We start from the raw sequence: 18,654 nt of genomic DNA, 5'->3' as shown, positions 1-18,654 counted from the left end.
GTCCTAGAACAAGGCGCCCAGGGTGTTGTCCCAGACGTCCTTGCCGAGCTCGACGGCGTCGCCGACCCCGTTGACCACGATGTCGCCCGCGTCGTTGAGCACCTCGCCCGCCGTGTCCAGCACGCCCCGGCCCGCGTCGCCCCAGCGGCCGTCCACGGCGGCGCTCCCGGCGTCCCACAGGCCGCTGCCCGCGTCGATCACCAGGTCCGCCGCGCCCACGGCCGTGTTGCCGACCGCGTCCACCACGGGCCCCACGACCGGCAGGTCCGAGCCGGGTAGCGACGGGCCGAGCGGGTTGTCGTGCCACTTCTGCGAGGTCACCGAACCGCCGTCGCCGTTGGCGATCCGCGCCAGGTTCTGGATCGACTCCGAGCCCTGGTCGTAGTACTGGGTGTGCGCGCCGACCAGGTTCTTGGAGTCGCTGGTGCCGAAGATCGTGGCACCGAAGCCCTTGTCGTAGGGGCCGGTGGACGAGCCGTCCTCGGTGAACCACGTCGAGCTCGTGCCCTGGACCACCGGGTCGTGCTCGGTCGCGCCCGCGTAGACGTGGCCGGGGCCCACCGAGAGCTGGTTCGCGTTCGACGCGCCCACGCCGGGCGAGCCGACGAACGCGATGTCGTCCGCCTTCAGCCCGTTCATGCCCGCGTGGCCGACCGTGGTGGAGCCGTAGGAGTGCCCGATCACCGTCAGGTGCTGCTTGTTGCCCGCGGCCTCGGCGGCGGCGCGGTAGCCGTCCACGTCCGCGACCAGGTTCAGCCCGCCCTCGCGCGCCTGGGCCGGGTTGTCGACCTCGCCGATCGCCCAGCCGGGCGCGTCGTAGCCGAGCCACTGGATCGTGGCGTTGCCGTCCGCGCCCATCGCCTGGCGCAGGTTCCCCGCCTGCTCCACGGAGAAGCCGTCGAGCGTCGACCCGGTGCCCGGCACGGCCACCGCCAGGTTCTTGGCCGTGTCCGGGTTGCCGTACGCGAACGCGGTGGCGCCGTCACCGCGCGGGCCGTACGGGTCCCAGGCGAGCACGCGCACGTCGGCCTTGCCCTGCTCGTTGAACCAGCCGTTCTTCTTGGCCAGGTCCTCGGCCTTGGTCAGGCTCTCCTGCACCGCCGCCGCGTTGTCCGCCTTCTGCGCCGCGACCCGCCGCTCGTCCATCATCCGCGCGTACTCGGGGTCGTTCAGCAGCCTGGTCAGCCCGTCCGACGTCGACGGGTCGATCCCCAGCTCCCGCGCCCGCTGCTCCATCGCGGTGTCGAGCCGGTCGCGCTCCGCGCCGAACCGCTGCGCGTCGTCGGCGATGCGCGACCGGTTGGCCTGGTCCAGCACCTCGGACGGCAGTCCGCGCAGCTGCCCCAGCTCCTGGAACCTCGTCCGCAGCAGCTCGTCCCGCTGCTCCTGCGACAGCCCCTTCCACCAGGCCGCCACCTGCTTCGGGTCGCTGCCCGGCGCGGGCACCTGAGGCGAGCGCACGGCCGCCACGGCCGTCCCCCACCCGGCGTCACCGGAAGCCACCTCGCCGAAGCCCGGCTTCACCTTCCCGAGGGCGCTCGCGTACTCGCGCAGCACCTTCTCGTAACCGTTCTTCACCCCGTCGAGCGCCTGGTTCACCTGACCGGCGAGGTTGAGCATCTCGGCGGGCGTCATCAGGGGCGACCGGGCGCGCCACTGCGCGATCACCTGGTCCGCCCCGACGCGCATCTGCGAGTACGCCTCGGCAGCCGCCCGGATCACCTCGACGCCCGTTCCGAGCCGCTCCCGCGCGACCCCGGCCGCCCGCGCCGACAGGTCCGCCCGCTTGCCGAACCCGGTCGCCGACGTGCCGCGCCACGCCGACGTGGCCGTCGACCCGCCCGACCGCACCGCGTCGCCCGCCCGCGACAGCGCGCTCGACGCGCCGGTCAGCGGGTCGCCCGCGGCGGCCACCGCGCTCGCGCTCCCGGACGCCAACTTCCCGTAGAGCACCTCGGGATCGATCACGACAGCCCTCCGCCGATGTTCCTGAAGCTCGCCGTCCACTGGTCGTCGACCCGCTCGTAGGTCTCCGCGTTCTCCACCAGGCCCTCACCCGCGTCCCGGTACCAGGCGCTGCCCCGCCGCAGGTCCTCGCCCTGCTCCGAGGCGAACTCCGCCACGGCCGCCGCGAACTCGCCCGCCGCCGGAACCTCGCCGAGCGCCCCCGCGTCGAGGGTGAGCATGGAGACCATCTCGGCGCCGTCGCCCGCGGCGTCAGCCCCCACCTGGAACTGCTTCGACGCCGAGCGCAACGACTCTGGCTGCACACCGAACACGACTTCCCCACCCTTCACCCGCTGAGCGGCTGACGAACCGACCGGACGGACCAGACCGACACCGGGCCCCACCAGCCGGTGAACCGACCGGTCGGGCCTGGAGAGCAGCGCACCGCACGGGTGCGACGCGCCGGGAACCGCCCCGGTTCCCGCCACCCGGCGAGGCCGGGTGGGGCACGATGGCACACGACCTTCGAGGGAGGCGGACAGTGGCACGAGGATGGACCGCGCAGCGGTGGACCGCGGTGTTCACCGAGCAGGCGGCGATGTTCCGGGAAGCGGTCGGCGGCGCCGACCCGGCGGCTCCGGTGCCGTCCTGCCCCGGCTGGACGTTCACCGAGCTGACCCTGCACGTCGCGCGCTTCCTGGAGACCTCGGTGGAGCACCTGCGCACCGGCAGCCAGGTCCGCCTGGACCCGCTGCCCGCGCCGGACGCCCGCCTGCCGCTCGACTACCTCGACGCGCAGCTCGCCCGCGCCGCCGAGGTCCTGCCGCAGGTCCCGGCGAACCGCGCCACCTGGACGTTCTCCCCCGCCGCGCCCGACCTGGCCTGGGTGTGGCACCGCCGCGTCGCCCACGAGGTCGACCTGCGCCGCTGGGACGCCCAGGCCGCGCTGCGCACCCTCGTGCCCGGCGCCCCCGGCCTCGCGGCCGACTTCGCCGCCGACGGCATCGACGAGTCCCTCGGCACCCTGCTCGCCGCCAAGCACGCCACCGACTCCCCGCCGACCGCGCGCGGGACGGCGCTGGTGGCCCTCACCGACCTGCCCGAGTCCTGGCTGGTCACCTTCACCCCCGGCGAGGTCCCCGACGTCCGCGCCCCCCAACCGGGTGAGCAGGCCGACGTCACCGTCTCGGGCGAGGCGCAGCTGGTCCACTACGGGCTGTGGGGCAGGTTGCCGCTCCGCGCCGAGGGCGATCCCGCCCTGGTGCGGGCGCTCCGGCTCGACTGAGGTGCGTTTGGTCACGTACCGGGGGTGCTGATGGGGGTGGTTCACCCCCCGTTCGCCTTACACTCGGAGTGCAGCCCGACATCGTCGCTAGGGAGCACTCGGTGGTCACCGACCAGTCAGCAACCGGCCGCACCGAACCCGACCACCCCGATCGAGAACCCCGCGAGGAATGCGGTGTCTTCGGCGTGTGGGCGCCGGGTGAGGAAGTCTCCAAGCTCACTTACTACGGCCTCTACGCGCTCCAGCACCGCGGCCAGGAGGCCGCGGGCATCTCGGTCGGCGACGGGTCCCAGGTCGTGGTCTTCAAGGACCTCGGCCTGGTCTCCCAGGTGTTCGACGAGCAGGTGCTCTCCTCGCTGCGCGGCCACGTCGCCGTCGGCCACTGCCGCTACTCCACCACGGGCTCCACGACGTGGGAGAACGCGCAGCCGACGTTCCGGCACACCGCGACCGGCTCGGCCCTCTCGCTCGGCCACAACGGCAACCTGGTCAACACCGCCGAGCTGCGCGAGCGGGCCGTCGCCGCCGGCCTCGACACCGGTCACGGCGCGACCACCGACTCCGACCTGGTGTGCGGCCTGCTCGCCGCCGACGCCGCCGACCTGGGCATCGAGCAGTCGGCCATGAAGCTGCTGCCGACCCTGCGCGGCGCGTTCTGCCTGGTCTTCTCGGACGAGTCGACGCTGTACGCGGCCCGCGACTCGCACGGCGTGCACCCGCTCGTCCTCGGCCGCCTTGAGCGCGGCTGGGTCGTGGCCAGCGAGACCGCCGCGCTCGACATCGTCGGCGCCTCGTACGTCCGCGAGGTCGAGCCCGGCGAGCTGATCGCCATCGACGAGAACGGCCTGCGGTCCAGCCGGTTCGCCAACCCCGAGCCCAAGGGCTGCATCTTCGAGTACGTGTACCTGGCCCGCCCGGACACCTCGATCGCCGGGCGCGGCGTGCACGCCACCCGCGTCGAGATCGGCCGCAGGCTCGCCAAGGAGCACCCGGTCGAGGCCGACCTGGTCATCCCGGTGCCCGAGTCCGGCACGCCCGCCGCCATCGGCTACGCCCAGGCCTCCGGCATCCCCTACGGGTCCGGCCTGGTCAAGAACGCCTACGTCGGCCGCACGTTCATCCAGCCGTCGCAGACCATCCGCCAGCTCGGCATCCGGCTCAAGCTCAACCCGCTGCGCGACGTCATCCGCGGCAAGCGCCTGGTCGTCGTGGACGACTCGATCGTGCGCGGCAACACCCAGCGCGCGCTCGTGCGGATGCTCCGCGAGGCCGGCGCGCTGGAGGTGCACGTCCGGATCGCGTCGCCGCCCGTGAAGTGGCCGTGCTTCTACGGCATCGACTTCGCCTCGCGCGCCGAGCTGATCGCGAACGGCCTCGACGACGACGGCATCCGCCGCTCGATCGGCTCGGACTCGCTCGGCTACGTCTCGCTGGAGGAGCTCGTCTCGGCCACCGAGCAGCCCAAGTCGCGGCTGTGCGCGGCCTGCTTCGACGGCGAGTACCCGATCCCCCTGCCCGAGGACGCGCTCATCGGCAAGCACCTGCTCGAAGGCGTTCGCGGGGACGGCGGTCGCGGCGTCGCGGGCTCGGCGACCCCGGTCCTGCCGAACGGGTACGGTGCCGAGGACGCCCTCCAGAGGCCCTGAAGATGGAGCTTGTAGACGTGACGGACAGCGCCAAGGCGACCTACGCCGCAGCCGGAGTGAGCATCGAAGCCGGTGACGAGGCGGTGGAGAAGCTCAAGCCGTGGGCGGCCAAGGCGCACCGCCCCGAGGTGCTCGGCGGGATCGGCGGCTTCGCCGGCCTGTTCCAGCTGAAGCTGGACCGCTGGAAGGAGCCCGTGCTGGCCTCCTCCACCGACGGCGTGGGAACCAAGATCGCGGTAGCGCAGGCGCTCGACAAGCACGACACGGTCGGCATCGACCTGGTCGCGATGGTCGTGGACGACCTGGTCGTGTGCGGCGCGGAGCCGCTGTTCCTGCAGGACTACATCGCCGTCGGGCGGGTCGTGCCGGACCGGATCGCGGCGCTCGTGAAGGGCATCGCCGAGGGCTGCGTGCAGGCCGGGTGCGCCCTGCTGGGCGGCGAGACCGCCGAGCACCCCGGCCTGATGGCCGACGGCGACTACGACATCTCCGGCACCGGCGTGGGCGTGGTCGAGGCCTCCGCCATGCTCGGGCCGGACCGGGTGCGCGACGGCGACGTCGTCATCGCCATGGGCTCCTCCGGGCTGCACTCCAACGGGTACTCGCTCGCGCGGCACGTGCTGCTGGAGATCGCGCGGATGCCGCTGGAGGGGCACGTCGAGGAGTTCGGGCGGACCCTCGGCGAGGAGATGCTGGAGCCGACCCGGATCTACGCCAAGGACTGCCTGGCGCTGGCCGCCGAGGCCGAGGTGCGCACGTTCGCGCACATCACCGGCGGCGGGCTCGCGGCGAACCTGGCCCGCGTCCTGCCGGAGGGGCTGCACGCGCGGCTCGACCGGGGGACCTGGACGCCCGCGCCGGTGTTCGCGCTGATCGCGCAGCGCGGGCGGGTGGAGCGCGAGGAGATGGAGAAGACGTTCAACATGGGCATCGGCATGGTCGCCGTGGTGTCGCCCGAGGACGTCGACCGCTCCCTGGCGGTGCTGACCGCCCGCCACGTGCCCGCGTGGGTGCTGGGCGAGGTGACGGCCGGGGAGACCGGGGCCGTGCTGGCCGGGGACCACCCCAGGTTCTGATCTCCGCTGGGTTTTCCTCCGCGAGGGGCGTCGCCGGGACCACCGGCGGCGCCCCTTCGCATTGGCCCCCGATTTACACCCGATCGTGGCCCGCTCCAGAGCTTCGCACCGGCCACCACGCTCGGTAAGGTGATCACTACCAGCCGCGAGCTGGTTCCCGTCCGGTTCTCGGACACCGCGGACTTCATCGGTGCCGCAAGGCCTCATCGCCGCCCACCGGTCCGCCGCACGGTTACGGGACCTCCCCTGTCCGGGAGCTCCCGGTCTTCGGGCTCGGTCGAGCCCTCCGTCGTGGTGGTCACGTTGTCGTGCCCCGAATCCGGGGCCGGTTCTCACGGGAGGTTGGTGTGGTGCGGTGCGCGTTCGGGCCGAAGGTCGCCAGGCGGCTGCTGCGGTGCGAGTTGGAGCGGTTGTGCGGGGAGTCCGGGAGGACGCACGCGCAGGTGGGGGAGCGGCTGGGCATGACGCGCAGCGGGTTCACCCAGTTCCTGCGTGGACGGACCCTGCCGAGCAGGCCGGTGCTGGAGGTGCTGGTGTCCTACTTCGCGCGCCCGGAGCACCTGCCGCTGCTGCTGGAGCTGCTGTCCGCGGCGAAGGCGAGGCCGGACCGGGTGGTCGAGCTGGTGACGCCGCACGAGCCGGGGCCGGTGCTGGTGTCGGTGGCGACGAGCATCGAGGCGTACGACCCGATGCTGGTCAACGCGCTGCTGCGCAGCGAGCCGTACACCAGGGCGGTGATCGAGCACCGGGGCGGCGGGGAGCCGGAGGTCGCGGAGGCGCTCACCGGGCAGGCCCCGCTGACGCGCGCCACCGCGCCGGTGCGGTTGTGGGCGGTGCTGGAGGAGCGGGTCCTGCGGCGGCCGGTCGGCGGGGCGGGGGTGGTGCGGGGGCAGGTGGAGCACCTGCTGGAGCTGGCGGAGCTGGACAACGTCACCTTGCAGGTGCTGCGCGAGGAGGTGGGGCTGCACCCGTCGCTGCAGGGGCCGATCTTCCTGCTGCGCTTCGACGACCACTGGCGCGTGGCGTACGAGGAGACGAGGAGGTGCGGCTACTACTACGACGCGGTCGACGCGGTGGAGGACTACGGGCAGGCGATGAACCACCTGCGGCACCTGTCGCTCGACCCGGCGGCGACGAAGGACTTCCTGGTGGGCCTGCGCGCGGAGCTGTGAGGGAGGGGGTCAAGTGGGAGGCGCCTGGGCGGGGTGAGCTCGAGCGAGGGGAGTTCGAGCGGACGACGCTCGGGCGTGCGGCGCTGGGGCGGGGTGAGCTCGGGCGTGCGGCGCTGGGGCGGGGTGAGCTCGAACGTGCGGCGCTCAGCCGGGGTGAGCTCGGGCGTGCGGTGCTGGGGCGGGAGAAGTTCCGGAAGAAGGAGCTCAGGCGCGAGAGGTTCAGGAAGGAGGAGCTCGAACGGGAGCAGTCCGAGCGGAAGCAGTCCCGGAGGAAGGAGCGCAAGCGCGAGGGGGGCTGGAAGGAGGCACTCGGGAGGGACGTGTTCGAGCACGGTTCCGGCGGCGTGGTCCGCTGGGCGCTGCTGCTGTGCCGGGTGCTGCTCCTGGGCTGGCTGCTGCTGGCGCTCGGGGTGCTGCCGGTCCCGATCCAGGTGGGCTGGGAGACCCCGGTCCTCCTGGCGGCGGCCTCGGTGGCGCTGGTCTGGGCGGTGCTGTCGTCAGCGGGGAAATGGGTGCGCTTTCGGCGGTCGTAAGTCCTAGCCTGGTCGGGTGGACGAAGACCTGGTGGTGCTGCGCTCGTTCGTCATCCCCGCGAGCGAGCTGAGCGAGCGCTTCTCCAGGTCCTCGGGCCCTGGGGGGCAGGGCGTGAACACGGCGGACAGCCGGGTGGAGCTGTCGTACGACGTGGGCACTTCCCCGGCCGTGCCGGAACACCTGCGCCCCCTGCTCCTGCGCCGCCTGGAGAACCGCTTGGTCAACGGCGTCCTGACGGTGGCCGCGAGCGAGCACCGCGCCCAGCTGCAGAACCGAGTGGCGGCCCGCAAACGCCTCGTGATGCTCCTGTCGAGCGCCGTGAAGGTAACCGCCACCCGCCGCCCCACCAAGCCGACGAGGGGCTCGCAGGAACGCCGCATCGCCGAGAAGAAGCGCCGAGCCCAAACCAAGCAGGGCCGCAAGGGCGGCGGCGCCTGGGACTGACCCACGCACACCCCACTCAGTCACACCCACTCAGTCACACCCACCCACGCCCCCACCCCACCCAAGGGCTCACGCCCCCACCCAAGGCCGCTCGCAGATCCATCCGGCAGTCATCCGCAGGTCCACCCGGCAGTCATTCGCGGCCCCACCCAAGGGCCGCACGCGGGCTTATCCGAGGGCCCCGCTCGTGGGCCCACCGCAGCTCGCCCGCAGCTCGCCCGCAGAACGCCCGCAGAACGCCCGCAGAACGCCCGCAGAACGCTTGAGCCTGCCCGCGCACCGTTCGCCCGCCGCCCGGCGAACTACAACCGCCCTGGCCCGCCCGGCCAGCCGAGGCCGCCTTGACCCGCCCAGACGAGTCCGGCCCGCCCCGCCCAACCTGCCTGGCCCCGCCCGACTCCGCCTCGCCCGGCCCAACCTGCCTGGCCCCGCCCACCCAGCGCAGCCCAGCCCAGCCAGGTCCGCCCGGCCTGGCCCCGCCCACCCAGCACAGCCCAGCCCAGCCTGGTCCGCCCGGCCTGTGCCCACCCGCCCCACCGGCCTGCGCGTGCGTCAGCGCGTCAGGATGCTGGAGCTTGGGCCGTGCTCAACGCCCTTACCGAACGCGCTGCCGCTTGGGTCGTCCGGTGTCGTCGTCTACGTCGTCAGTCCTTTCAGGAGCGTGGTGGCCGTTCTCGGGCAGGTGCCGAGTACCCCGTCCACGTCCGCCTGCCCCGCTGAGCCCAACCGCTCCAGGCGTTCCTCCATGGCGTCGAAGTGCCGCAGGTGGTGTGAGTCTGATCGCGTCGCTGTTCGTCGGCCTGTGCCTGCTGCCGGTACAGCCCCGCCCCGGCGGAACCTCACCGGGGTGGCGCCGTCGTCGAGCGCACCACCAGCGATGGCCGCAGCAGCCGCCGCACCGGCTCCGCCCGGCCGCCGTCCGCCCGCTCCAGCAGCGCCAGCGCCGCCAGTCTGCCCAGCTCGTTGCGCGGCTGGTCCACCGTGGTCAGCGAGACGTGCCGCAGCGCCGCCAGCGAGGTGTTGTCGTAGCCCACCACGGACACGTCGCGCGGCACCCGCAGTCCGGCCTCCTCCAGCGCGGAGATCGCGCCCACCGCGTTGGCGTCGTTGCACGCCACCAGCGCCGTCGGCGCCGTCCCGCGCGCCAGCAGCTCCCGCACCGCCGCCGCGCCCGCCGCGTCGGTGTACTCGCTGCCCACCACCAGCGGCGCCAGCCCGTGCGCGGCCACGCTCGCCAGGTACCCGCGCCTGCGCGGCCCGGCCTGCGCGCCCTGACCGCCGTCCAGGTGCGCGATCTCCCTGTGCCCCAACGACACCAGGTGGTCCACGGCCAGCCCGATGCCGAGCACCCCGTCGTCGTTCACGGTGTCCACCGCGGACAGCCGGGACGAGCGGGCCACCAGCACCACCGGCGTCTGCGCCGCCGCGCCCGCGATCGTCGCGGACGGCACCACCGGCGACAGCAGCGCGAGCCCGGCGGGCCGGAACGACAGCAGGCTCTGCACCGCCCCGCGCTCGCGCGCCGGTGACCGCCCGCCGGTGTTCATGATCAGGTCGAAGCCCCGCTCCCGCGCCACCGCGTCGATCCCGTCGACCACCTCGGCGAAGAACGCGTTGTGCAGGTCCGACACCATCACGCCCAGCACCCGCGAGGTCCGGCTGGCCAGCGACCTGGCCATCGCGTGCGGCGAGTACCCCAGCTCCCGCGCCGCCACCAGCACCGCCGACCGCCGCACCTCGCTCACCCTCGGTGACCCCCGCATGACCAGCGACACGAGCGCCCTGGACACGCCCGCGCGCCGCGCGACGTCCTCCATCGTCGGTCTGGACACCCCGAACCCCCATCGCCGGAACGCCGGTCCGCAGCCCGGCCCTTGACACCGGTGTGACGCAAGTTACAGCATGGGGGCGCTTCGAGAAGTAGAGCGCTCCAACGGAAGACCCCTCCCACCAGGACGGAGACCTTCGTCATGCGCATCGGAGTTGCCGGAGCGGGCCGGATCGGCTCGATGCACGCCACGAACCTGGCCTCGCTGGAGCAGGTCGACCAGGTGCTGCTGCACGACCCGCTGCCCGGCCGCGCCGCCGCCGTGGCCGCAGGTCTGCCGCGCACCACCGCCGTCGACAGCTTCTCCGACCTGCTCACCGCCTGTGACGGAGTCCTGCTCGCCACCCCCACCAGCACCCACCCCGACCTGCTCCGCGCGACCACCGCCGCGGGCGTCCCCGCGCTCTGCGAGAAGCCCATCGCCGCCGGGGAGGCGCAGATGCGCGCGCTCGTCGCGGACGTCGAGGCCACCGGCACCGAGGTCGTCGTCGGCTTCCAGCGCCGCTTCGACCCGGCCACCGCCGAGCTGCACCGCCGCCTGCGCGCGGGCGAGGTCGGCCGCGTCTACCTGGTCCGCGCGCTCGGCAACGACGCCGTCCCGCCCGACCCCGGCTACCTGCCCGCGTCCGGCGGCCTGTTCCGCGACCTGCTCATCCACGACCTGGACGCCGTCCCGTGGCTGGTCGGCGAACCCGTCACCGAGGTCTACGCCTCGGGTTCGGTGCTGGTGGACGAGGTGTTCGCCGCCGCCGACGACGTGGACAACGCCGTCGCGCTGCTCACGTTCGCGGGCGGCGCGCACGCCCTGCTCGCGGGCGGCAGGCACGACCCGGCGGGCTACGACCACCGCATCGAGGTGTTCGGCAGCCGCGACTGCCTGGCCGTCGGCGTGGACGAGCGCACCCCGCTGACCTCGCTCGAACCCGGCGGACGCGCCCCGGACGACCCGTACCCCGGCTTCCCCGAGCGGTTCCGCCGCGCCTACCTCGCCGAGGTCGCCACCTTCGTCGACGTGGCCGCGGGCCGCGCCGCCAACCCGTCACCGCCCAGGGACAGCCTGGTCAGCCTGCGCCTGGCCGAGGCGTGCGAGCGCTCCCGCCGCACCGGCGCGCCCGTGCGCCTGGTCGAGGAGCCGGTCGGCGCGAGGAGCGCGCGGTGAGGCTCGCCGGGGCGCCGATCACCTGGGGCGTGTGCGAGGTCCCCGGCTGGGGCGAGGTCCTGCCGCCCGCCACCGTGCTCGCCGACATGGCCGCGCTCGGCCTGACCGCCACCGAGCTCGGCCCGCCCGACTACCTGCCCGCCGACCCGGACGAGCTGCACGACCTGCTCGCCGCGCACGACCTCGCGCTCGTCGGCGGCTTCCTCGCCACGCCGCTGCACGAGCCCGGCGCGGTCGCCGAGGCCGAGCGGGCCGCCGAGCGCCTGGCCCGCGCGGGCGGCGACGTCCTCGTCCTGGCCGCCGCCACCGGCCTGGACGGCTACGACGCCCGCCCCGAGCTGACCCCGGCCCAGTGGACCGCGCTGCTGCGCGCCGCCGAGGCCGCCCGCGACGCCGCCGCCGCGCACGGCGTGCGCACCGCCCTGCACCCGCACGTCGGCACGCACGTCGAGCGCGCCACCGAGGTCGGCCGCCTGCTCGCCGAGTCCGACGTGCCGCTGTGCCTGGACACCGGCCACCTGCTGATCGGCGGCGCGGACCCGCTCGAACTCGCCTCCCGACACCCCGACCGGATCGGGCACGTGCACCTCAAGGACGTGCGCGCCGACCTGGCCACCGAGGTCCGCGAGGGCCGCACCGGCTACGCCGCCGCCGTCCGGCGCGGCCTGTACCCGCCGCTGGGCGAGGGAGACCTGGACGTCCCCGGCATCCTCACCGCGCTGCGGATCAACGGCTACGGCGGTTGGCTGGTCCTGGAGCAGGACACCGCGCTCGACGCGGGCGCGACCTCGGCGGGCCCGGTCGGGGACACTGCACGGGGCCTGGCGTTCCTGCACCCCCACCTCGGCTGACCCCCGCGCCGGGCCGGGTCCCCGCCGGGGACCTGTCCCCACCACGCCAGGAGAGACGACGATGACCCCCGTTCCGCGCAGCAGCACCCGCGCCCACTGTCCACCCGGCCGGTGGTGGCGGGGCGCGGCGCTCCTGACCCTGCTCGCCGCGTGCACCGGCCCCACCGCGGAGGACCCCCGCCCCACCGGCGCGCTCGCCGAGACCGGCGGTCCGCTGCGGATCGCCGTCATCACCCACGGCACGGCGGGCGACGCCTTCTGGAACGTGGTCAAGAACGGCGCCACCGACGCGGGCGAGCAGCTCGGCGCCGCCGTCGACTACAACTCCGACGGCGACCCCGGCAAGCAGGCCACCCTCGTGGACAACGCGGTCGCGCAGGGCGTCGGCGGCATCGTCGTGTCGATGGCCAACCCGGACGCGCTGCGCCCCGCCGTCGAGGGCGCCGTCCGCGCGGGCATCCCGGTGGTCACCATCAACTCCGGCGGGGCCCGCAGCGCCGAGTTCGGCGCGATCGCCCACGTCGGCCAAGAGGAGGACCTCGCCGGTGAGGAGGCGGGCAAGCGCCTGAAGGCGGAGGGGAAGTCCAAGCTGCTCTGCGTGATCCACGAGGCGGGCAACACCGGCCTCAACCAGCGCTGCGACGGGGCCCGCGCGGGCTTCGGGGGTGAGACCACCACGCTCCAGGTCGACATCAACAACCCGACCGACGCGGAGGCCCGGATCACCGGCGCGCTGCGCACCGACCCGTCGGTGGACGCCGTGCTGGCGCTCAACTCCCAGGTCGCCGCGACCGCCGTCACCGCGGGCAGGTCGGCCGGGTCTAAGGCCGCGGTCGTCACGTTCGACCTCAACACCGACGTCACCGACGCGATCAAGGCCGGGGACGTGCTGTTCGCCGTCGACCAGCAGCAGTACGAGCAGGGCTACCTCCCGGTCGTGCTGATCAAGCTCTACCGGGACAACGCCAACACCGTCGGCGGCGGCAAGCCCGTCCTCACCGGACCGGGCATCGTGGACCGCTCCACGGTGGACCGGGTCGCCGAGTACGCCGAGCGCGGGACCAGGTGACCCCCATGACCACCACCGCCAAGCCCTTGCCCGCCGACCCGCTCGCGGGCCGCGCCGTGGACCGCCTCGTCCGCCGCCCCGAGGTCGGCGCCCTGCTCGGCGCGCTGCTCGTGTTCGCCTTCTTCTCCCTGGCCACCGAGCGCTTCCTCAGCCCGGCGGGCGTCGCCACCTGGCTCGACGACGCCTCCACCCTCGGCATCGCCGCCGTCGCCGTCGCCCTGCTGATGATCGGCGGCGAGTTCGACCTGTCGGCGGGCGTCATGACCGCGTCCACCGCGCTGGTCACCGCGGTCCTGGCCACCCGCCTGGGCTGGAACACCTGGCTCGCCCTGCTGGTGTCGCTGGTCTTCGCCCTCGCGGTCGGCGCCCTCAACGGCTGGCTCGTCGTGCGCACCGGCCTGCCCAGCTTCATCGTCACCCTCGGCGCGTTCCTCGCCCTGCAGGGCCTCAACCTCGGCGTCACCCGCCTGGTCACCGGCACCGTCCAGGTGTCCGGGATGCGCTCCGCCGACGGCTACGCCTCCGCCGGGTACTTCTTCGCCTCCACCATCGACGTCGGCGGCACCGCCTTCCGCGTCTCGATCCTGTGGTGGCTCGGGGTGACCGCGCTCGCCGCCGTCGTGCTGCTGCGCACCCGCTTCGGCAACTGGGTCTTCGCCGTCGGCGGCAACGCCACCGCCGCCCGCGCGGTCGGCGTGCCGGTGCGCCGCACCAAGATCCTGCTGTTCATGACCACCGCCGCGGCGGCTTGGCTGGTCGGCAGCATCAACATCCTGCGGTTCACCAGCGTCCAGGCCAACCAGGGCATCGGGCTGGAGTTCCAGTTCATCATCGCGGCCGTCATCGGCGGCTGCCTGCTCACCGGCGGCTTCGGCTCCGCGATCGGCGCCGCCATCGGCGCGCTCATCTTCGGCATGGCCCGCCAGGGCATCGTCTACGCCAACTGGAACAGCGACTGGTTCCAGCTGTTCCTCGGCGCGATGCTGCTGGCCGCCGTGCTGGTCAACAACGCGCTGCGGCGCAGGGCGGAGAGGGTGCGGCGGTGACGGCGCTCATCGAGGTCGACGGCATCGGCAAGACCTACGGCAGCGTGGACGCGCTGCACGACGTGTCCGCGACCGTCGAGGCCGGGAGCGTGACCTGCGTCCTCGGCGACAACGGCGCGGGCAAGTCCACCCTGATCAAGATCCTGTCCGGGGTGCACCGGCACGACCGGGGCCGCTTCCTGGTCGACGGCACCGAGGTGCGCTTCTCCTCCCCGCGCGACGCGCTCGACCACGGCATCGCCACCGTCCACCAGGACCTCGCGGTGGTGCCGCTGATGAGCGTGTGGCGCAACTTCTTCCTCGGCTCCGAGCCGCGCAGGGGCCCGTTCCTGGACCGCCGCGCCGCCCGCGAGACCACCAGGGAGGCGCTGGCGGAGCTGGGGATCGAGCTGCGCGACGTCGAGCAGCCGGTCGGCACCCTGTCCGGCGGCGAGCGCCAGTGCGTGGCCATCGCGCGGGCGGTGCACTTCGGCGCCCGCGTGCTCATCCTGGACGAGCCCACCGCAGCCCTCGGCGTCAAGCAGGCCGGGCTCGTCCTGCGGCACGTCGCCCGCGCCCGCGACCGGGGCCTCGGCGTCGTCCTGATCACCCACAACCCGCACCACGCGCACCCGGTCGGCGACCGGTTCCTGCTGCTCCAGCGGGGGCGCGCGGTCGGCTGGCACGACAAGTCCGAGATCGGCCTCGCCGAGCTGACCGAGCGCATGGCGGGTGGCGCGGAGCTGGCCGAGCTGGAGCACGAGCTGCGCGGGACCGACCGGTGAGCGCCGCCGGGGGACTTCCCGAGGTGCTGACCGTGGGTCGGGTCGGCGTCGACCTGTACCCGGAGCAGAGCGGCGTGCCGCTGGCCGAGGTGCGCACCTTCGCGAAGTCCCTCGGCGGCACCGCCACCAACGTCGCCGTCGCCGCCGCCCGCCTGGGGCGTTCGGCCGCCGTGCTGACCAAGGTCGGCGCGGACGGCTTCGGCGGCTACGTGCGGGCGACCCTGCGCGGCTTCGGCGTCAGCGCCGACCACGTCGGCACCGCCCCCGACCTGCGCACCCCCGTGGTGTTCTGCGCGCTCGACCCGCCGGACGACCCGCCGCTGCTGTTCTACCGCCAGCCCACCGCCCCCGACCTGACCCTCGCGCCCGCCGACGTGCCGTGGGACCTGGTCGCCGAGGTGCCGCTGCTGTGGGTCACCGGAACCGGCGTGTGCGCCGAACCGGCCCGCTCCACCCAGCGCGCCCTGCTGGAGCACCGGGCCCGCCGCGCGCACACCGTCCTGGACCTGGACCACCGGCCCGCGTTCTGGGACAGCGCCGAGCGGGCCGGGCGCGAGATCGGCTGGATGCTCGACCACGTCACGGTCGCCGTCGGCAACCGCGCCGAGGCGGAGATCGCCGTGGGCGCCGCCGACCCCGCCGAGGCCGCGCGGCGGATGCTCGCGCGCGGGGTCGGGTTAGCCGTGGTGAAGCTCGGCGCGGACGGCGTGCTGGTCGCCACCCGCGACGGCGCCTGGACCGTCCCGCCCTGCCCGGTGGACGTGGTGTGCGGGCTCGGCGCGGGCGACGCGTTCGGCGGCGCGCTCGCCCACGGCCTGCTCGCCGGGTGGCCGCCGGAGCGCACCGCCCGCTACGCGAACGCCGCGGGCGCCCTGGTCGCCGCCCGCCTGGCCTGCGCCGACGCCATGCCCACCCCGGACGAGATCGAACCGCTGCTGGACCAGGCCCCCGAGCGACCCCGGAGCTGAACCACCCGAGAGGCAGAACCCGCAGAGGCCAGAACCCCCAGAGGCCAGAACCCCCAGAGGGAAGGAAGCCCCCGTGTCCGACCTCCACCGCCCCCTGGGCACCCTCACCGCCGCGGGCGACCCCGTCGTCCTCACCCCCGCCGACGCCGGCTGGGACCGCGTCGGCCTGCGCGTGCTCGTCCTCGCCCCCGGCGAGACCCGCCTGCTGGAGACCGGCGACCACGAGGCGTTCCTGCTCCCCCTGTCCGGCGGCTGCACCGTCGACGTCGACGGCGAGCGGTTCACCCTGCGCGGGCGCGAGAGCGTCTTCACCGGCGTCACCGACTTCGCCTACCTGCCCAGGGACGCCACCGCCGAGATCCGCGCCGACCGCGCGACCGAGCTGGCCGTCCCGCTGGCCCGCTGCGAGCGCCGCCTCACCCCCGCCTACGGCCCCGCCGACCGGGTGCCCGTCGAGACCAGGGGCGCGGGCCCGGCCACCCGCCAGGTCACCAACTTCGGCGTCCCCGGCGCGTGGGACCACGCGGACCGCCTCATGGCCTGCGAGCTGATCACCCCGGACGGCAACTGGTCCTCCTACCCGCCGCACAAGCACGACCGCACCTGCCCGGTGCCCAACGAGGAGGTCTACTACTTCCGCGTCGCGGGCCGCGACGGCGTCACCCCGTCCCGCGAGGGCTTCGCGCTGCACCGCACCTACACCGCCGAGGGCGCCGAGCACGACGTGCCGGTCCGCGACGGCGACGTGTTCCTGATCCCCGAGGGCTACCACGGCCCGTGCGCGGCGGCCCCCGGCTACCCGCTCTACTACCTGAACGTGCTGGCCGGACCGGGCCCGCGCGCCATGGACTTCCACGACGACCCGGCCCACGCCTGGGTCCGCGACACCTGGGCCGGCAGGCCGCCCGACCCGCGCGTGCCGGTCACCGGCGCCCAGGGGCGGACCCGATGAGGCTCACCACCGCGCAGGCACTGGTCCGCTGGCTGCTCGCCCAACGCACCGAGCTGCTCGACGGGACCGAGGCCCCGCTGTTCCCCGGCGTCTTCGCGATCCTCGGCCACGGCAACGCGCTCGGCCTGGGCACCGCGCTGGAGGAGGTCCGGGACCGCCTGCCGGTGTGGCGCGGGCACACCGAGCAGGGCATGGCGCTGGCCGCCACCGCGATCGCCAGGGCGACCCACCGCCGCCAGGTCGGCGTGGTCACCACCTCCCTCGGCCCCGGCGCGCTCAACGCCGTCACGGCGGCGGGCGTGGCCCACGCCAACCGCCTCCCGCTGCTGCTGCTCCCCGGCGACACCTTCACCGGCCGCGCCCCCGACCCGGTGCTCCAGCAGGTCGAGCACTTCCACGACCCGACCACCACGGCGAACGACGCCTTCCGCCCGGTCGCCCGCTACTTCGACCGGATCACCCGCCCCGAGCAGCTGATCGCCACCCTGCCGCAGCTCGCCCGCGCGCTGACCGACCCGGCCGACTGCGGCCCCGCCGTCCTGGCGCTGCCGCAGGACGCGCAGGTCGAGGAGCACGACTTCCCGGACCCGCTGTTCGAGCCGGTCCTGCACCGCCCGCTCCGCCCGCGCCCCGACCGCGTCGAGCTGGCCTCGGCGGCCGGGGCGCTGTCCCGGTCCACCCGCCCGCTGCTGGTGCTGGGCGGGGGCGTCCGCTACTCCGGCGCGGCGGCCGAGGCGCTCGCGCTCGCGGAGCGCCACGGCGTCCCGGTCACCGAGACCACGGCGGGCCGCACCCTCGTCCCGCACGACCACCCGCTGCACGCCGGTCCGCTGGGCATCACCGGTTCGGCGTCCGCGAACCGGCTGGCCGCCGACGCCGACGCCGTCCTCGCGGTCGGCACCCGCCTGCAGGACTTCACCACCGCCTCCTGGACGGCCTTCGCCCTCACGGCCGCGCTGGTCAACGTCAACACCGCCCGCTTCGACGCGGTCAAGCACGGCGCGACCGCCGTCACCGGGGACGCCCTGGAGGCCCTGCGCGAGCTGGGCGGGGCGCTGGCGGGCTGGCGCGCGGACCCCGCGTGGACCACGAGGGCGCGCGCCGAGCGCGAGGTGTGGGACGCCCGCGTCACCGCCCTGCGCGCCCCGAGCCCCGGCCTGCCCACGTACGCGCAGGTCGTGGGCGTGGTCAACGACCTGTCCGAGGACGGCGACTACGCGCTGACCGCGTCGGGCGGCCTGCCGGGCGAGCTGGTCGGCGGCTGGCGGGCGCGCGGCGGCGAGCCGGAGCTGGACGTCGAGTACGGCTTCTCCTGCATGGGCTACGAGCTGGCGGGCGCGTGGGGCGCGGCGATCGCGCGGGAGCGGGGCGTGGTGACCACCCTGCTGGGCGACGGCTCGTACCTGATGCTGAACTCCGACCTGTTCTCCGCCGCGTTCGCCGGGCACGGGTTCGTGGCGGTGGTGTGCGACAACGGCGGCTACGCGGTGATCGACCGCCTCCAGCGCGACCAAGGCGCGCGGCCGTTCCACAACCTGTACGCGGACGTCCGCACCGGTCACGCCGACCCGCCGTCGGTCGACTTCGCGGCCCACGCCGCCGCGCTGGGCTGCTCGGTCCACCCCGCGCCGGACCTGGTCGCGCTGCCGAACGCCTACCGCGAGGCGAGGAGGGCGGCGGTGGCCGGGAAGCGGCCCGCCGTGGTGGTGATCCGCACCCACCCGTCGTCGTGGACGCAGTCGGGCGCGTGGTGGGAGGTCGGCGTGCCCGAGTCCCTGGCGGGACGCCGGGACCACGTCGAGGGCAAGCGCCGCCAGGTCAGGCACCTGGGGCGGGGGCACCGGTAGGGCCGGGTCAGCGGTGGGGCCGGGTCAGCGGTGGGACTGGGCCGGCGATGGGGCCGGGTCAGCGGT

17 protein-coding genes are annotated in these 18,654 nt (G+C 74.6%); 14 read left to right on the top strand and 3 right to left on the bottom strand.

What is annotated here, in order from left to right; genetic code table 11:
* Positions 1-3 precede the first annotated feature (3 nt).
* Complete coding sequence (locus AMIR_RS34000) at positions 4-1,968, bottom strand: alpha/beta hydrolase (RefSeq protein ID WP_015805535.1); 1,965 nt, start codon at positions 1,966-1,968, stop codon at positions 4-6.
* Entirely contained in the window at positions 1,965-2,228 is a 264-nt protein-coding gene (locus AMIR_RS33995; protein ID WP_245554568.1) for a hypothetical protein, read from the bottom strand. The genes AMIR_RS34000 and AMIR_RS33995 overlap by 4 nt, the downstream gene beginning before the upstream one ends.
* 260 nt (positions 2,229-2,488) lie before the next feature.
* On the opposite strand from AMIR_RS33995, the gene AMIR_RS33990 reads away from it, so the two are divergent.
* From AMIR_RS33990 to arfB, 6 genes are all read left to right on the top strand, one after another.
* Positions 2,489-3,232 carry a maleylpyruvate isomerase N-terminal domain-containing protein gene (locus AMIR_RS33990; protein WP_015805533.1) on the top strand — a complete coding sequence of 248 codons (744 nt, stop codon included), beginning with the start codon at positions 2,489-2,491 and terminating at the stop codon, positions 3,230-3,232.
* A 101-nt stretch (positions 3,233-3,333) separates the two neighbouring features.
* Positions 3,334-4,878, top strand: coding sequence for an amidophosphoribosyltransferase (gene purF / locus AMIR_RS33985; RefSeq protein ID WP_041837199.1), 1,545 nt, complete (start codon positions 3,334-3,336; stop codon positions 4,876-4,878).
* A gap of 2 nt (positions 4,879-4,880) precedes the next feature.
* The gene (purM, locus tag AMIR_RS33980; protein WP_015805531.1) at positions 4,881-5,954 is read left to right on the top strand and encodes a phosphoribosylformylglycinamidine cyclo-ligase; all 1,074 of its coding nucleotides are present in this window, start codon (positions 4,881-4,883) and stop codon (positions 5,952-5,954) included.
* A 350-nt stretch (positions 5,955-6,304) separates the two neighbouring features.
* A complete protein-coding gene (locus AMIR_RS36520) occupies positions 6,305-7,126 on the top strand; it encodes a helix-turn-helix domain-containing protein (RefSeq protein WP_187313466.1) in 822 nt (273 codons plus the stop codon).
* A complete protein-coding gene (locus AMIR_RS33970; RefSeq protein WP_015805529.1) occupies positions 7,123-7,659 on the top strand; it encodes a hypothetical protein in 537 nt (178 codons plus the stop codon). Before AMIR_RS36520 ends, AMIR_RS33970 begins: the two co-directional genes overlap by 4 nt.
* A gap of 16 nt (positions 7,660-7,675) precedes the next feature.
* Positions 7,676-8,104 (top strand): alternative ribosome rescue aminoacyl-tRNA hydrolase ArfB, encoded by a 429-nt coding sequence (gene arfB, locus AMIR_RS33965; protein ID WP_240438763.1) that lies wholly within the window; start codon positions 7,676-7,678, stop codon positions 8,102-8,104.
* A gap of 839 nt (positions 8,105-8,943) precedes the next feature.
* On the opposite strand, the gene AMIR_RS33960 is transcribed toward arfB, so the two are convergent.
* A complete protein-coding gene (locus AMIR_RS33960) occupies positions 8,944-9,936 on the bottom strand; it encodes a LacI family DNA-binding transcriptional regulator (protein WP_015805527.1) in 993 nt (330 codons plus the stop codon).
* A 138-nt stretch (positions 9,937-10,074) separates the two neighbouring features.
* Between AMIR_RS33960 and AMIR_RS33955 the strand changes: the two genes are divergently transcribed.
* From AMIR_RS33955 to iolD, 8 genes are all read left to right on the top strand, one after another.
* A complete protein-coding gene (locus tag AMIR_RS33955) occupies positions 10,075-11,091 on the top strand; it encodes a Gfo/Idh/MocA family protein (protein ID WP_015805526.1) in 1,017 nt (338 codons plus the stop codon).
* Positions 11,088-11,942 (top strand): TIM barrel protein, encoded by an 855-nt coding sequence (locus AMIR_RS33950; RefSeq protein WP_015805525.1) that lies wholly within the window; start codon positions 11,088-11,090, stop codon positions 11,940-11,942. Before AMIR_RS33955 ends, AMIR_RS33950 begins: the two co-directional genes overlap by 4 nt.
* Before the next feature lie 61 nt (positions 11,943-12,003).
* Positions 12,004-13,011, top strand: coding sequence for a sugar ABC transporter substrate-binding protein (locus AMIR_RS33945; protein ID WP_015805524.1), 1,008 nt, complete (start codon positions 12,004-12,006; stop codon positions 13,009-13,011).
* 5 nt (positions 13,012-13,016) lie between these two features.
* Positions 13,017-14,057 (top strand): ABC transporter permease, encoded by a 1,041-nt coding sequence (locus AMIR_RS33940; RefSeq protein ID WP_015805523.1) that lies wholly within the window; start codon positions 13,017-13,019, stop codon positions 14,055-14,057.
* Positions 14,054-14,821 (top strand): ATP-binding cassette domain-containing protein, encoded by a 768-nt coding sequence (locus tag AMIR_RS33935; protein ID WP_015805522.1) that lies wholly within the window; start codon positions 14,054-14,056, stop codon positions 14,819-14,821. The genes AMIR_RS33940 and AMIR_RS33935 overlap by 4 nt, the downstream gene beginning before the upstream one ends.
* Positions 14,818-15,789: a 5-dehydro-2-deoxygluconokinase gene (gene iolC / locus AMIR_RS33930; RefSeq protein ID WP_015805521.1), complete on the top strand. Its 972-nt coding sequence runs from the start codon at positions 14,818-14,820 to the stop codon at positions 15,787-15,789. The genes AMIR_RS33935 and iolC overlap by 4 nt, the downstream gene beginning before the upstream one ends.
* A gap of 73 nt (positions 15,790-15,862) precedes the next feature.
* Positions 15,863-16,741 (top strand): 5-deoxy-glucuronate isomerase, encoded by an 879-nt coding sequence (gene iolB / locus AMIR_RS33925; RefSeq protein WP_015805520.1) that lies wholly within the window; start codon positions 15,863-15,865, stop codon positions 16,739-16,741.
* Positions 16,738-18,588: a 3D-(3,5/4)-trihydroxycyclohexane-1,2-dione acylhydrolase (decyclizing) gene (gene iolD / locus AMIR_RS33920; RefSeq protein WP_015805519.1), complete on the top strand. Its 1,851-nt coding sequence runs from the start codon at positions 16,738-16,740 to the stop codon at positions 18,586-18,588. Before iolB ends, iolD begins: the two co-directional genes overlap by 4 nt.
* Positions 18,589-18,654: the final 66 nt, after the last annotated feature.

It is taken from the genome of Actinosynnema mirum DSM 43827 (genome assembly GCF_000023245.1).
Taxonomy (GTDB): domain Bacteria; phylum Actinomycetota; class Actinomycetes; order Mycobacteriales; family Pseudonocardiaceae; genus Actinosynnema; species Actinosynnema mirum.
This window is presented reverse-complemented; position numbering and strand designations above follow the sequence as displayed.

Bases quoted from the DNA above. Each gene is read 5' to 3' on its own strand.
- purM (WP_015805531.1), top strand. From the start codon at position 4,881: ATGGAGCTTGTAGACGTGACGGACAGCGCCAAGGCGACCTACGCCGCA.
- AMIR_RS33955 (WP_015805526.1), top strand. From the start codon at position 10,075: ATGCGCATCGGAGTTGCCGGAGCGGGCCGGATCGGCTCGATGCACGCC.
- AMIR_RS33945 (WP_015805524.1), top strand. From the start codon at position 12,004: ATGACCCCCGTTCCGCGCAGCAGCACCCGCGCCCACTGTCCACCCGGC.
- AMIR_RS33940 (WP_015805523.1), top strand. From the start codon at position 13,017: ATGACCACCACCGCCAAGCCCTTGCCCGCCGACCCGCTCGCGGGCCGC.
- iolD (WP_015805519.1), top strand. From the start codon at position 16,738: ATGAGGCTCACCACCGCGCAGGCACTGGTCCGCTGGCTGCTCGCCCAA.